Genomic DNA, 13,984 nt, shown 5'->3' on the forward strand with positions numbered 1-13,984 from the left:
CCGACGTGTCCGAGCCCGAAGACCTTGTCATTGACGTGGCGCGCCACGCCACGGTCTTCATGCGCGACACCTGGCGCCGGCACTACCCGCACGATCCCGACGAACCCGTAGCGCTCGCATCGCTGGTCCGGCGCCTGGACCTGCTGCTCTCTGCCGCCTGCGGCGACAGTCTGCCGATGCGGGTGGCATTGCCGCCGGCCCGGCCGACGATGCTGCACCGGCTGTTCCACCCGGCCAACTATCCGCGCCACCGGCAGCCGATCCCGGCGGCCAGCGCCGATACCATCTGGCTTCCTGCGCACCTGGGCACCTGCGACGCGGGCGAGGCATCCGAGCTGTACCGCGCGATGGCACTGCAGCAGGCTTTCCGCACGCGGCGCGGAAGCGCGCCGGCCATCCTGGCCCAGCCCCGGCCGCTGCTTCGCGATACTGCGCTGGTGCTGGAGGCACAGGCCGTGGAGGAGGAGGTGGCGCACCGCTTCCCGGGCCTGCTGCCCGCGCTGCGGCGGCTGCGCCGGCTGGCGTTGCAGGCGCGCCCGGCGCTGGACCAGCTGGCCCCTGCAAGGCAGCCGCTGGAGCGACTGGTATGCGGCATCCTGGGCGGCGATCTTCAGCGCCACACTGACCTGCCGGGTCCGGTGGAGGACTCGATCGCCAGCGCCCGCGAGCTGCTGCAGGAATGGAACATCGATCTGGTTGAATGCCGCCGCCTGGGGCCGATGCCGCTGTATCGCGACTGGTGGACGGGGGAACTGCGCGCGACCACCGTTGCCAGGGATCAAGTGCTGGAAGGCCGAGCGGCCGAGCCCGGGGAGGCGCCCGAGGAAGTGCGCAGCGCACGGATGGAGCGGCGTCCCGAGCAGCGCGAAGCACTTGAAGACGAGGACAAGCCCGGCGACCCCGGTGTGTGGATGATCCAGCAGGATGCCCCGCACGAAGTGGCCGAGGATCCGTTTGGCCTGCAGCGCCCGGTCGACCGCGATGATGAAACCGGCGCCGAAGAGTACGGCGACATGCTCTCCGAACTGGCCTCCACGCGGATGGTGGCTGCGCCCGACCCGCCGCGCGAAGTGCTGCTGTCCGACGACCCGCCCGACAGTCGCGCCATCATGGAGTTCAAGGATCAGGAAGAGGGGGAAACCCGCTTTCGCTATCCGGAGTGGAACCACGCGGACGGGTCCTACATCGAAGACGCCACCACGGTGCGGATGCTGTCGTCGCCGGCCGGTGACCCCCGTTGGGTCGATGCCACCCTGGCCCGCCACAGCGCGCATCTGGACGGCATCCGCCGCCAGTTCGAAGCCCTGCGGCCCGAGCGCGTGCGCCTTCGTCGGCAGACGGAGGGCGAGGACATCGATATCGATGCCTGCGTCGAGGGCCGTGCAGACCTGCGCGCCGGCGGCTTCCTGCGTGAAGGCCTGTACGAAGCGCGTCGCCCCGGCCGGCGCAGCATCGCGATCTCGCTGCTGGTCGATGCCAGCGGCTCAACCGACGGCTTCATCGGCGACGGCCGCCGGGTGATCGACGTCGAGCGCGAGGCGCTGCTGCTGGTCTGCGTGGCCCTGCAGGGGCTGGGCGAACCGTTTTCGGTCAATGCCTTCTCCGGCGAAGGCCCGCACGGGGTGTCGATGCGCATGCTCAAGGCGTTCGACGAACCCTATGGGCCGGAGGTTGCGCTGCGCATCGCCGGCCTGGAGCCGGAGCATTACACCCGCGCAGGCACCGCCATCCGCCACGCCAGCGCAATGCTGATGCGCCAGCCCGCCGAACACCGCCTGCTGCTCATGCTGTCGGACGGAAAGCCCAACGATGCCGACCGCTATGACGGCCGCTTCGGCGTCGAGGACATGCGCCAATCGGTGACCGAAGCGCGCCTGCAGGGCATCTTCCCGTTCTGCCTGACGGTGGACCTGCAGGCGCCGGCCTACCTGCCCAAGGTGTTCGGCCCGGACAACTACGCGGTGCTGTCGGCGCCCGAGCGGTTGCCGATGGTGCTGTTGGACTGGACGCGGAGGTTGTTGGCGCGGTGATGGGTGGTGAGTTCTACGATCCGTCCGCTAAATGCAACTACCACGGCCAAGGTAGATAACACGGCCGTGGTTTATACCTTGGCCGTGGTAGGAGCGGTTCCATGAGTAGCGCCTCGCGGCCCCATGAAAGTGTAGTGGCCGGCCCACTGATCGCCTTGATGGAGGCCGACGGCTGGGCGGTCGATATTGAGCCTGCAATAGAGCAGTTCCACCCCGATCTGGTTGCCCGCAAAGGGATGTTGCGGTACGCCGTGGGACTGAAATCTGTGGCTGAGGGGCGCCCGGATCGCGTGCTCGCACTGCTGGCGCAGGCCATCCTCCAGGCGAGCCGCTATGCCGCCGAGTTCAACATGCGTCCGCTGGCGGTAGTGGTGGTGGCGGGGCGCGCCTCCAACTCGCTGATGAAAAAGGTGGAACAGTTCCAGCGCGACTACGCACCGGATGCGTCCGTGGGCCTGGTCTCGGAGGCTGGTGAGCGGCGGGGAACTATCCCGCGCGGCGGTCTCAGGGGCTGCGATCACGTCGATCCCACAGCTGGTAGGTGAAGAGGTCTAGGCAGCCTAGTCCCTCAGGCCTCTCCTTGGAGTCGCCGGTGTGCAACTTCGAGACGGGCACATGTGTCGGGGTCATTTCGGCCGCCGGGAGTCCGGAGAGCCTGCATGACTCAGGCGCGGGACCGCCGGCACGAACTGGGCACGACCCATTTTTGGCCGATTGGAGGCTCATGGGTCAATGTTTCGTCGGCGGGTGACCCGAGCCGGTTCGTGCCCGCTGTTTGGGCACAAAAAAGCCCGCGTCAATGGCGGGCCTTTTCATCTAACACGTTGTTTTTAATGGAAGTCCTGGTGGCTATGGGTGGACTCGAACCACCGACCCCAGCATTATGAGTGCTGTGCTCTAACCGGCTGAGCTACATAGCCAGAATTCCAAAATTGTACGCCTTGACCCCGACATTATGAGTGCTGTGCTCTAACCGGCTGAGCTACATAGCCATCGGGCCTGCGCGCAGCGGCGCGGCGAACCCTCAATTTTCCATGCTTCTGGTGTCGGCGTCAATCCTTGCAGGTGCCGCTTGTCGACGGGCGCGGGGCGTGGCAGAGTCGATGACAGTATATTTTCGGAGTCCGTGTCGTGATTGATCCGGACGGCTACCGGCCCAACGTCGGCATTGTTTTGATGCATGCCGACGGCCGGGTGTTCTGGGCCCGACGCGTGCGTCGTGACGGTTGGCAGTTCCCGCAGGGCGGGATGAACACCGACGAGACGCCGCTGGAGGCGATGTACCGCGAGCTGCGCGAGGAAACCGGGCTGCTCCCCGACCATGTGGCCGTGCTTGGCGCAACGCCGGGCTGGCTGCGCTATCGGCTCCCGCAGCGGGCCATCCGCCGCAACGACAAGCTGGTGTGCATCGGCCAGAAGCAGGTGTGGTTCCTGTTGAAGTTCACCGGTCAGGAGGCCGACCTGCGCCTGGACCTGACCGACAAGCCGGAGTTCGACCACTGGCGCTGGGTGGATTTCTGGTACCCGATGGAAAACGTGGTGACCTTCAAGCGCGGGGTGTACGCCGGTGCGCTGCGCCACCTGGCGCCCTTTGCGCGGCAGGTGGCGGGGAGCGCGGCCGTCCCTCCGCGGAAGTTCGATCCGCCGCGTCGCCATGGGCTGCGCCGCAAGCGCCCGCAGCAGGACAGGGCGCCGGTGGGTGAGCGTGCGCGTGGCCGCAAGCCCGGCACGAACTGAGAACCGTTTGCGGTCGTAATTGACAATCATTCTCGACTGGGTTCCAATGGAGGCCGTTTCCCGGATCGGTCTTTGCACTGTGTATGTTTGCCTTTGCCACGGGGTGACTGACAGCGAAATCCGCGATGCGGCCACGGCCGGTTGCGAGGAGATGTCGGAACTGACGATGCGCACCGGATGCGGTTCGAGCTGCGGCTCCTGCATCGAAACCGCCAGCGGACTGCTGAATGAAGTTCACGGCCGCGGTGCACAGGACGCCCTTGAGGCAGCGCCACTCGCGCTGCCGATCATCGCTGAAGCCGCCTGAGCGGCAATCAGGCCAGGTCCGCTTGCGGGCCTAAATGATCACGATTCGCGTTCCGCCATGGGATTCGCCGTGGCGGTACAGTGGTGCCTGAAACCGCTGGCGGAGGTGCCCCCATGAAAGGCGACAAGAAGGTCATCGAGTTCCTCAATAAGGCGCTCTACAACGAACTGACCGCGATCAATCAATACTTCCTGCACGCCAAGATGCTCAAGCATTGGGGTCTGCTGCGCTGGGCGAAGCACGAGTACGAAGAGTCGATCGACGAGATGAAGCACGCCGACAAGCTGGCCGAGCGCATCCTGTTCCTGGAGGGGCTGCCCAACTTCCAGGCCCTGGGCAAGCTGAAGATCGGCGAGGGTCCGCGTGAGATCCTCGACTGCGACCTGGCCCTTGAGCTGGAAGGCATCCCGCTGCTGCGCGATGCCATCGCCTACTGCGAGGAAGTGAACGATTACGTCAGTCGCGAGCTGTTTGTCGACATCCTCGAGGATGAGGAGGAGCACGTGGACTGGCTCGAAACCCAGCTTGACCTGATTGAGCGGGTCGGCATGGAGAACTATCTGCAGGGGCAGATGGAAGACTGATTCGGGTCAGGTGACGGCGTCGCTGCGCGAACGCAGCTGGCGCCGGGCCCTGCCGAACTCGTTGACGACCACCGCCACGGCCACCGCCGGGCGCTCCAGCTTGCCTTCCCGTGCGCCCTGTTCAATCCGTCTGGCCGCAGCGGAAAGCAGCATGGCGCCCAGGTTGGCGCTGGACGATTTGAGCGAATGGGCGGCGTCACGCAGGGCGGTGTAGTCCGGCTTGGCGGCGGCAATCTCCAGCCGCGCCAACAGCTTGGGGGTGTCTTCCAGGAACAGGTCGATCAGGTGCTCGACCTCGTCTCCGAGCATGTTGCGCAGTTCATCCAGTACTTCTTCATCGATCACCGGTGGCGCCGGCGGCCTGGTGGGTGAGGCGGGGCTCGCAGTCGCCGCGAGGGGTTCCAGTTCCAGGGCAACGGGGCTGGCTGGTTCGGGGTGATCAAAGCGCGGCTTCGTGTCGGCTTCGACCTCCGTGTTGTCTGCGGCAGGTTCCTGGGCGTCCGCCTCCGCCTCTGCCTCGTCGACAGGAGCCGTATCCGGGTTCCACCAGTGATAGATGCAGCGCTCCAGCTCGCTGCGGGTGACCGGCTTGGGCAGATAGTCGTCCATGCCGGCGTCCAGGCATTTCTGCCGATCGCCGGCCATGGCGTTGGCGGTCATGGCGATGATCGGCAGGCGGCGCCCCGAGCCGGCCTCGCTCTCGCGCCATTGGCGGCTGGCGGTGTAGCCGTCCATCACCGGCATCTGGCAGTCCATCAGCACCAGGTCGTAGCGCGATGCGGACATGCGCATCAGGGCGGCCTCGCCGTTGCCGGCGGTGTCGCAGGTGATGCCGAGCATGCTCAGCAGGCGCTGGCCGACCATCAGGTTGACCGGGTTGTCTTCCACCAGCAGCACGCGCGGGGTGCGCGCGGGGCGGGTGACGGGCTCGGTTACCGTCACCTCCGCCGGGGCGGGTGCAGGAGGGGGCTCCACCGGCTCCTCGTAGTCCGCGTCCACGTCCACCGCCATCAGCGGCCGGTCTTCCGGCTCGCCCACCAGGGCGGCGCGCAGGTCCGCGTCGGGTGCCTGGCGGCTGAGCACGGTGGCGCTGCGGCGCAGCTCTTCGGGCACCTCATCGTCTCCATACAGGCAGACCAGCTGTAGATCGCCGTAGATGGCCTGGCGGCCGAGGTTGCGGTGCAGGGCCAGGGCCGTGTGGCGCATGCCGGCAAGATCGGCCAGCACGATCGAATAGGCCCACGGTGCGCCCTGGCTTGCTGCGGTACGCAGGCGGTTGAGTGCCTCCTGGGTCGTCTCCACCGCGCTGATTCGCAGGCCCCAGTTGGGCAGCAGCATGGACAGGCGCAGGCGTAGGCGCGGATCGGCGCTGAGCAGCAGCAGGCGCCCGCCATCGGCCAGCCGCTCATGGGAGGGCATGTCGCCCTGGACCTTGAGCATGGGCACTTCAAACCAGAAAGTGGCGCCCTGGCCGGCTTCCGAATCCACTCCGATCTGGCCGTTCATCAACTCCACGATGCGCTTGGAGATCGCCAGGCCCAGGCCGGTGCCGCCGTACAGGCGGGTCGTGGAGGCATCAGCCTGGTTGAAAGCCTGGAACAGGCGCGGCTGGGCGGCCTTGGAAATACCCACGCCGGTGTCGCGCACCTCGAACCGCAGCTGGTGCTGGGCGGTGCTTTCGCCGATGCGGCGCACGCTCACCGTGATCGATCCACGTTCGGTGAACTTGACCGCGTTGCTGAGCAGGTTGCCCAGCACCTGGCGCAGGCGGACCGGATCGCCGCGGACCGGCAGGCGCACGCTCGAGTCGATCTGCAGGTGCATGCGCAGGCCCTTGCTCTGCGCCGGGCGCTCCATCAGCTGGATCACTTCTTCCAGCAGCTCGCGCACGTTGAAGGCGGTGCTTTCCAGCTCGAGCTTGTCGGCTTCGAGCTTGGAGTAATCAAGGATGTCGTCAACGATGCGCAGCAGGTGCTGGGATGACGTGTGTGCTGTGCGCACCAGCTCGGCATGGTCCGCGGCCAGGCGCGCGTGCATCAGCAGGTCCAGCATCGGCACGATGCCATTGAGCGGGGTGCGGATCTCGTGGCTCATGGTGGCCAGGAACTCGCCCTTGGCCATCACCGCGGCTTCGGCGGTGCGCTTGGCATGGCGCAGCTGCTGTTCCAGCTCGGCATGGCGGGCGAGCTGTTCGCGCAGCTCCGTGCGCTCGGTCTCGCTGTGGCGCATCTGCTCCCGGGCTTCTTCGATTTCCCGGTCAGTGCGCTGCATGAGATACGTGGCAGCGCCGATGGCCAGCGCTGTCAGCAGCGCCAGCAGCAGTGTGATGCCCTGCCACGGGCCGGCCAGGCCGGTGAAATCCAGCAGCAGCATGATGGCCACCGCGCAAGCCGCTGCCGGGGCGAGCCAGCGGAGGATGAGGGCAGACGGGCGGGTCCTTGCCAACGTTTGCATAATCAGAGCACCGAATGGTGGAAGTCGAAGTCCAGGTCGCCTGCTGCCTGTTGCACCAGGTTGCCCTGGATGAAATCAATGCCGCTCATCCACAGCGTGGCCGCCGCCTGTGGGTCTTCCACCTGCTGGCCGATTACCAGCAGGCCCAGTCGATGCGCGCGTTCTACTGCTTCACGCATGCGGTCGCGCACTTCGGGCTCGCCCAGCCTGCTGGAAAAACCCGGGGCCAGGCGCACAAAGCTCAGCGGAAGCTGTGGCAGCAGGGCGTCGATATCACCGCCCGGTTGATAACGGCCCAGGCACAGCTGTACGCCGGCCGGCACCATCTTTGTGCTGAACTCCTGCAGCGCGACGGCCTGGATCAGGGCATCATCCTGCTGCACGTCTATCACCAGCGAGCCGGTGTCGACCCCGGCCGTGGTCAGCGCCTCCAGCAGCCACTCGGCATAGCCGATTCGACCGAGGCTGCCAGCGGACTGGGACACGAACAGCCGCACTCCGGCGCTTGAACGCTGCTGACGTTGCAGCACGGCGATCGCCTGTTCGAGCACCTGGCGGTCGATCTCGTGCACCAGGCCAGCGGCCTCTGCAATCGGCAGTACCTGCGCCGCCGTGAGCAGGTCACCATCGGCGTCGCGCAGCCGCATCAGCACCTGGTACTGGGCTTCGTCGCCGCCGGCCACCGCCACGATCGGCTGGAATGCCAGCTCGATCCGACGTTCGGTCACGGCGTTGGCCACCTGTCCGGCCAGGCCGGTCGCTTGCTGGTCCGGGGTGTCGGACGGCGCGTGCACAGCGATGCCATGCGCCTGGGTGCGGGCACTGCGAAGGGCCTGCTCGGCAGCGGTCAGGGCATCGCCGGCATTGGCGAACGCCCGGGTAATCGGTGCGCAGCCCACGCTGGCGCGCAGGCGCGGGGCCTGCCCGTCAGCGTCTTCCTGTCGCGCCATACCGTCGCGCAACTGGCGGGCGAATTCGTCGATATCCAGCGCCTGGGCCGCGTGGACCAGGAAGGTGTTGTCATTGATCCGCGCCGCGGCGTGCTCGCCGGCCAGGCCGGCAATCCGTCGGGCGGCCGCGTCCAGCAATTCCTCCAGGGCGCTGTAGCCGAGCCGTTCGCGCAGCGCGCCCATGCCTTCGATCTGCACCAGGTACAGGCTGCCGAAGTCGTTGGGGATGGCTGCAGCCAGGCGCTGGAACATGCGCGAACGGGTGACTAGGCCGGTGTCCAGGTTGCCGTTTGCGGCGGCACGCTGGGCCTGCTGCTGGCGGGCGCGCATGATGCGGTTTTCAACCGCGGCGATCAGGTGACGCGGGCGTACCGGCTTGGTCAGGAAATCGTCGGCGCCAATCTCAAGCGCCTCGAACTGGCGTTCGGGATCGGTGTCCCCGGTCAGGAATACGATCGGCGTATGCGCCAGGGTGGCATGGGCGCGGATCATGTCGGTCAGCTCGGCGCCGTCGATGGCCGGCATGTGCAGGTCCATCAGCACCAGGTCCGGGCGCATCGACTCAAGCGTGTGCATGACCTGGGCCGGATCCGAGATCGCCCGGGCCTGGATGCCGGCACCGGCCAGCACCGACTCGGCGAACAATCCCTGGCTGCGATCGTCTTCCACCACCAGGACGCGATACGGCGGCTGACCGCTTTCGGCCGCTGCCGCAGCCGGACCAGCAGCGGTAGCGGGCGCCACGGGATCGTTGTCGGGGTCGACTTCCAGCGCAGGCAGGCTGGGCGGGGCAGCATCCATGCCCCAGCGTCGCCAGTACCGCGCCGGTGGAAATTCGGCGCGGGGAATGTCTTTGGAAGTCCCCATCTTTTGACTGTGCCGTGATTGACCGGTACAGGCAACTGCCGGAAGCAGCGGCCTGTGACGGACGACTCAGGACGGAGTGGTGGCCTGCCGTGCGCGACGCCTGAAGATCCAGCGCCAGACCCACCACACCAGCAGTGCGCTGGAAATTCCGATGGCCAGCACCAGGGTCAGTGCGAGCCACGGATAGGCCAGGGCCAGAGCGAGTGCCCCGACTACCACGGCATCTTCTGAAATCGAAGCGGTCCAGTTGCTGACCGGCTCCGGTGAGGTGTTGAGCATGGCGCGCGAGCCCGACTTGAGCACGTGGCTGACCAGCGCCACGCCGCCGCCGGCGGCCAGCATGCCGGCCCCCAGTTCGCCATCCGGAGACAATGCCGCGGCGGCCAGAAAGGCGCCCGCCGGTACCCGGGCCAGGGTCTGCAGCAGATCCCAGGCCGAGTCCACGCCGGGAATCTTGTCGGCCAGGAACTCGGTCGCGGCCAGCGCGCCGGAGACGCCCAGCACCCAGGGCGAGGTGGTGGCCTGCAGCGCCTCGGGCAGATCCAGCCAGCCCAGCGCGCCCGCCAGGCCCACGCCAAATACGGTCAGGTAGGCGCGGATTCCCGCCAGCCAGGCCAGCAGGATGCCGATTGCGAACAGGTGTGCTTCGGACATGTGCGCCTCCGGCGACCGCGGAGCGGACCGCTTCCCGGCAAAGTATAGGCAACCGTGCATGTGGCGGTGCCGGATCGGCGCGGCTGAATGTTGTCCAACCCGGCTGGCCCGGGGCAGGGGTGCCGGGGCCGCCAGTGGGCGATACCATGGCTGGATGGACAACGGCCAGCATTCTGCAGGGGGGCGCGACATCCACGTGAACTGGATCTATGGGCTGTTCGCCCTGGTCCTGCTGTCACTGGGTTTTGGCATCTGGGGCCTGCTGACCGTGTTTGGCGGTGGCAGCGGGGACGATCCGCGGGTGCTGCAGGAACAGGTGGAAGGGTTGGAGCAGCGCGTGACCACCCTGTCGCGCTCCGACCAGATCAGCCGCGAGGCCAACCGCGAGCTGCAGCGAGCACTGGCCGAACGTGAGGAGCAGGTGGCCGGGCTCCGCGCCGAGGTGGCCTTTTATGAGCGTTTCGTTGGCTCGACCGCACAGCGCCGCGGACTGACCGTGCATGAGCTGCAGATCCGCTCCGGCGAGGGCCGGGTGTGGCACTTCGCCGCCACGCTGACCCAGAACCTGGATCGCGGCCAGGCCAGCGAAGGCGGCCTGACCCTGGCGATCGAAGGCAGTCGCAACGGCCGGCTGGAGCAGCTGGAGTGGTCTGATCTGCGCCAGCACGATGAGGCGCCGCCGGTGGAGTACTCGTTCAAATACTTCCAGCAGGTGGAAGGCGACATCGTGCTGCCGGATGGTTTTACTCCGGCCCGGGTCACGGTGCGCGCCAAGCCTGCCCGCGGCGACGCGGAGGAACAGTCGTTCCCGTGGGCGGATGCGACGGGCCGTTCCACTCCCGCACCTTGAACCGGGGCCTCCGGCCCCCCATCCTGAGCAGCATGGATATCGTAGGTCTCCCCGAAGCCGAACCCGGCTACCAGTCCCTGCAGCGCCCGATCGACTTTACCCCCGCCGCCGCGGCCAAGGTGAAGGAGCTGGTGGAAAGCGAGGGTAATCCCGAACTCAAACTGCGGGTCTACATCCAGGGCGGTGGCTGCTCCGGATTCCAGTACGGCTTCGAATTTGACGAAGAACAGGCCGAGGACGACCTGGCCGTGGATACCGACGGCGTGGTGATGGTGGTTGATCCGCTCAGCCTGCAGTACCTGATGGGCTCGGCGGTGGACTACGTGGAAAGCCTGCACGGCGCCCAGTTCACCATCCGCAACCCGAACGCCAAGACTACCTGCGGCTGCGGCTCAAGCTTCACCATGTAACCCCTTGCCGGCGGCGTACGCCGTGCGATGATGGCGACATGTCATTCGCCTTCGTCGGGGCGCCGCTCGACCGCGCCGAACACCTGCGCAACGCACCCTCCGCGCTTGCAGCCCTGTGGCCGCAGGCGCGTTTGCTGTTGCTTGATGCCGACGGCAATGCGCTGACCGCCGCCGACGATGCGCTGCTTGTGGTGGAGGGCGGCGCAGTGGCTGGGGCGCTGCCCGAGGATGCGGTGTTCCTGGGCCTGCACGGGGAGCGTGGCTGGTTCATGCTGCCGGCGGAGCGGGCGGAGGTGGAAGCCGAGGGCCGAATCAACCTGCGCGCCGCGGCAGCGCTGTGGCCGGTACGCGAAGCCACGGCCTTTGCCCAGGCGCGGGCGGTGTTGCACTGGCGCTCGCGGCACCGGTTCTGCGGCGCCTGCGGCGGCCCGCTGGCCTTCGCCCGAGCCGGCTGGCTCGGCCACTGCGCGGCCTGCAACATTGAGCACTATCCGCGTACTGATCCGGCGGTGATCGTTTCGGTGTCGGATGGCGAGCGGCTGCTGATGGGGCGCGAAGCCACCTGGCCCGCGCGGCGCTGGTCGGTGCTGGCCGGTTTCGTGGAGCCGGGCGAGACGCTGGAGCAGACTGTGGAGCGGGAGGTGTTCGAGGAATCGCAGGTGCGGGTGCGCGCGAGCCGCTACCTGGGCTCCCAGCCGTGGCCGTTCCCGTCCTCGCTCATGCTTGGTTTTGAAGCCGACGCGGAGCCGGACGAGCCGGTGCCCAATACCGATGAGCTGGAAGACGTGCGCTGGTTTACCCGCGAGGAAATCGGCGCCGCCCTGCGCGGCGAGACCGTGGACGAGGGCATCCTGCTGTCACCGTCCGTCTCGATCTCCCGCTGGCTGATCGAACGCTGGTACGGGTAGGTCGGGGCTACGCCCCCGACGCTTCGAACCAACCCACCCTGCGTCCGCCGCGAATCATGCCTCCCTCTTATCCCCCTGTAGGAGCGCGCCATGCGCGCGAAGCCGCGTGAATCCTGGCTTTCCTGATGGGGCGTAGCTTGCGTGGGCAGGGCAGGCCTCTCGATCTTCGCGGCCATCGCTCCATGATTGGGGTCCCGCGGCTTCGCGCGCATGGCGCGCTCCTACAGGAGGTCGCCGCGCAGCTGTTTTACCTGGGTTTCCAGGTACGCTGCGCTGGCTTCGGGGCCGGCGACCGGCGGGCCGGCGGCGACGCCGATGCGGGCCCGCAGGCGACGTGGCATCCGCATCCTTCCCAGGCGTCCGGCTTCTGCAGATGTGCTGCGCCGGCTCCACATGCTTGACCACATGTTGCGCAGGGCCATCGGCACCACCGGTACCTGTTGCCCGCGCGCGGCGGCGCGTTCGACGATGCGCTCGAGCCCGCGCCGGAACGGAGCGATCCTGCCATCCGCGGTCAGCCGGCCTTCGGGGAAGATCAGCACCAGCTCGCCTTCGGCCAGGGTCCGATCGACCTCGTCGAGCGCGCGCTGCATCAGTACCGGGTCTTCCTTCTCCGGCGCGATCGGGATCGCGCGCGCGGTGCGGAAGATCCAGCGCAGCACCGGGATGTCGAAGATGCGGTGATACATCACGAAGCGCACCGGCCGCGGCGTGCTGGCCGCCAGGATCAGCGCGTCCATATAGCTGACGTGGTTGCAGACCAGCAGCGCCGGTCCTTCGTCCGGCACGTGTTCCTCGATGCCTTCGATCCGCAGCCGGTACAGCGTGCGCACCAGCACCCAGCTCAGAAAGCGCATCAGGAACTCGGGCACGATGGTGATGATGTACGTCGCCACCACCAGGTTGGCGATGGCCAGGGCCAGAAACATCTGCGGGATGCTCCAGTCCAGGAAGCGCTGCACGGCGATGCCAACGATCGCGGCCGAGACGATGAATGCCGCATTCTGGATGTTCATCCCGGCGATCACCCGCGACAGCTCATTGCGCGGCGAGCGGCTCTGGATCAGCGCGAACAGCGGCACCACGTAAAAGCCCACAAATAGGCCGATGCCGGTCAGGTCCATCACGGTCCGCCAGCTGCCCGGGGCCTGCAGGAAGTCGGCCACGCCAAGTCCCGCTGCCAGCGCCTCGCCGGGCCGGGCGAAGTACAGGTCGAACATGAAGGCGCTGATGCCCAGCGCACCCAGCGGCACCAGGCCGATCTCCACCGTGCGCGCCGACAGCTTCTCGCATAGCAGCGAGCCCACCCCGACGCCGACTGAAAATAGTGCCAGGGCGAAGATATACAGTCCCTGCGCGCCGCCCAGGTTGACCTCGGCATAGGTGGGCAGTTGGGCGGTGAGCATGGTGCCGATGAACCAGAACCAGGAAACGCCCAGCACCGCGTTGCGGACCGCCGGCACCCGCCGGGTGAGCTTCCACACCGCGATGTTTTCCGGGATCGGGTTCCAGTTGACCGGCAGCGACGGATCGCCGGCATCCACCCTGGGGATGGTGCGCGCTACCAGGTTGCCGAACACCGCCAGGGCGATGACCGAGGCCGCCGCAGCCTCCGGCCCCCAGCTGCCGGCCACCTGGAACACCAGACCGCCGTAGATCATTCCGCACAGGATCGAAATGGAGGTGCCCATCTCCACCAGCCCGTTGCCCCCGGTCAGCTCCTCGGGTTTGAGCACCGAGGGCAGGATCGAATACTTCACCGGCCCGAACAGCGCCGACTGCAGGCCGGTGCCGAACAGGGCCACCAGCAGCACGGCCATGTTCGAGGTCATGAACCCGATCGCCGCGGTGGCCATGATGAAGATCTCCATCGTGGTGGTGACCACGATGAGCTTCTGCTTTTCCATCCGTTCGGCGATCTGCCCGGCGATCCCGGAAAACAGGAAGTAGGGCAGGATGAACAGCGCCGGGGCGAGGTTGGTGTAGAGCGTGCGCTCCTCGCTGCTCACGCCGAGGAAGAACAGCAGGCCGATGATTGCCTGCCGATACACGTTGTCATTGAATGCCCCCAGCGCCTGCACCGTGAAGTAGGGCAGGAAGCGGCGCTGGATCAGCAGGGAAAACTGGCTTTGACCGGCCATGCGGGGCTCCTTGGCAAGCGGCGCAGACTACCAGAGCACGGTTGCAGGCACCGCTGGAAGGGCCGGTTCCGGGGCGAATGTGGTGCGGCGCA

12 protein-coding genes and 1 tRNA gene are annotated in these 13,984 nt (G+C 67.2%); 8 read left to right on the forward strand and 5 right to left on the reverse strand.

Features of this window, described 5'->3' with window-relative positions:
- Window positions 1-5 precede the first annotated feature (5 nt).
- The gene (locus WCE59_RS08715; protein WP_343258366.1) at window positions 6-2,030 is read left to right on the forward strand and encodes a nitric oxide reductase activation protein NorD; all 2,025 of its coding nucleotides are present in this window, start codon (window positions 6-8) and stop codon (window positions 2,028-2,030) included.
- A gap of 101 nt (window positions 2,031-2,131) precedes the next feature.
- Entirely contained in the window at window positions 2,132-2,575 is a 444-nt protein-coding gene (locus WCE59_RS08720) for a hypothetical protein (protein WP_343258367.1), read from the forward strand.
- 298 nt (window positions 2,576-2,873) lie between these two features.
- Here the strand turns inward: WCE59_RS08720 and WCE59_RS08725 are convergent.
- A tRNA-Met gene (locus tag WCE59_RS08725) sits at window positions 2,874-2,950 on the reverse strand.
- A gap of 211 nt (window positions 2,951-3,161) precedes the next feature.
- On the opposite strand from WCE59_RS08725, the gene WCE59_RS08730 reads away from it, so the two are divergent.
- From WCE59_RS08730 to bfr, 3 genes are all read left to right on the forward strand, one after another.
- On the forward strand, window positions 3,162-3,767 hold the full coding sequence (locus WCE59_RS08730; protein WP_343258368.1) for an RNA pyrophosphohydrolase: 606 nt from the start codon (window positions 3,162-3,164) through the stop codon (window positions 3,765-3,767).
- A gap of 79 nt (window positions 3,768-3,846) precedes the next feature.
- Window positions 3,847-4,074, forward strand: a complete 228-nt coding sequence (locus WCE59_RS08735) for a (2Fe-2S)-binding protein (RefSeq protein WP_343258535.1) — start codon at window positions 3,847-3,849, stop codon at window positions 4,072-4,074.
- A gap of 113 nt (window positions 4,075-4,187) precedes the next feature.
- Window positions 4,188-4,658: a bacterioferritin gene (gene bfr / locus WCE59_RS08740; RefSeq protein ID WP_343258369.1), complete on the forward strand. Its 471-nt coding sequence runs from the start codon at window positions 4,188-4,190 to the stop codon at window positions 4,656-4,658.
- Between the two features lie 6 nt (window positions 4,659-4,664).
- Here bfr and WCE59_RS08745 read toward each other — a convergent pair whose 3' ends face one another.
- The 3 genes from WCE59_RS08745 to WCE59_RS08755 form a co-directional block, all read right to left on the reverse strand.
- Window positions 4,665-7,031, reverse strand: a complete 2,367-nt coding sequence (locus tag WCE59_RS08745; RefSeq protein ID WP_343258370.1) for a hybrid sensor histidine kinase/response regulator — start codon at window positions 7,029-7,031, stop codon at window positions 4,665-4,667.
- Window positions 7,032-7,114: 83 nt separating this feature from the next.
- Window positions 7,115-8,929 (reverse strand): EAL domain-containing protein, encoded by a 1,815-nt coding sequence (locus WCE59_RS08750; RefSeq protein WP_343258371.1) that lies wholly within the window; start codon window positions 8,927-8,929, stop codon window positions 7,115-7,117.
- 66 nt (window positions 8,930-8,995) lie between these two features.
- Window positions 8,996-9,583, reverse strand: coding sequence for a DUF4126 domain-containing protein (locus WCE59_RS08755; protein WP_343258372.1), 588 nt, complete (start codon window positions 9,581-9,583; stop codon window positions 8,996-8,998).
- A 154-nt stretch (window positions 9,584-9,737) separates the two neighbouring features.
- On the opposite strand from WCE59_RS08755, the gene WCE59_RS08760 reads away from it, so the two are divergent.
- The 3 genes from WCE59_RS08760 to nudC are packed head-to-tail and all read left to right on the forward strand — an operon-like array spanning window position 9,738 to window position 11,751.
- Entirely contained in the window at window positions 9,738-10,433 is a 696-nt protein-coding gene (locus tag WCE59_RS08760) for a DUF6776 family protein (protein WP_343258373.1), read from the forward strand.
- A 32-nt stretch (window positions 10,434-10,465) separates the two neighbouring features.
- A complete protein-coding gene (gene erpA, locus WCE59_RS08765) occupies window positions 10,466-10,843 on the forward strand; it encodes an iron-sulfur cluster insertion protein ErpA (protein WP_343258374.1) in 378 nt (125 codons plus the stop codon).
- 38 nt (window positions 10,844-10,881) lie between these two features.
- On the forward strand, window positions 10,882-11,751 hold the full coding sequence (gene nudC / locus WCE59_RS08770; RefSeq protein WP_343258375.1) for an NAD(+) diphosphatase: 870 nt from the start codon (window positions 10,882-10,884) through the stop codon (window positions 11,749-11,751).
- 221 nt (window positions 11,752-11,972) lie between these two features.
- On the opposite strand, the gene WCE59_RS08775 is transcribed toward nudC, so the two are convergent.
- On the reverse strand, window positions 11,973-13,892 hold the full coding sequence (locus tag WCE59_RS08775) for an MFS transporter (protein ID WP_343258376.1): 1,920 nt from the start codon (window positions 13,890-13,892) through the stop codon (window positions 11,973-11,975).
- Window positions 13,893-13,984 lie beyond the last annotated feature (92 nt).

This window comes from Luteimonas qiangzhengi (genome assembly GCF_039548515.1).
Lineage (GTDB): Bacteria > Pseudomonadota > Gammaproteobacteria > Xanthomonadales > Xanthomonadaceae > Luteimonas.

Coding starts and splice junctions, on each gene's coding strand:
- WCE59_RS08775 (WP_343258376.1), bottom strand. CDS start 13,892: ATGGCCGGTCAAAGCCAGTTTTCCCTGCTGATCCAGCGCCGCTTCCTG.
- bfr (WP_343258369.1), top strand. CDS start 4,188: ATGAAAGGCGACAAGAAGGTCATCGAGTTCCTCAATAAGGCGCTCTAC.
- WCE59_RS08750 (WP_343258371.1), bottom strand. CDS start 8,929: ATGGGGACTTCCAAAGACATTCCCCGCGCCGAATTTCCACCGGCGCGG.
- WCE59_RS08755 (WP_343258372.1), bottom strand. CDS start 9,583: ATGTCCGAAGCACACCTGTTCGCAATCGGCATCCTGCTGGCCTGGCTG.
- nudC (WP_343258375.1), top strand. CDS start 10,882: ATGTCATTCGCCTTCGTCGGGGCGCCGCTCGACCGCGCCGAACACCTG.
- WCE59_RS08720 (WP_343258367.1), top strand. CDS start 2,132: ATGAGTAGCGCCTCGCGGCCCCATGAAAGTGTAGTGGCCGGCCCACTG.
- WCE59_RS08760 (WP_343258373.1), top strand. CDS start 9,738: ATGGACAACGGCCAGCATTCTGCAGGGGGGCGCGACATCCACGTGAAC.
- erpA (WP_343258374.1), top strand. CDS start 10,466: ATGGATATCGTAGGTCTCCCCGAAGCCGAACCCGGCTACCAGTCCCTG.
- WCE59_RS08745 (WP_343258370.1), bottom strand. CDS start 7,031: ATGCTGCTGCTGGATTTCACCGGCCTGGCCGGCCCGTGGCAGGGCATC.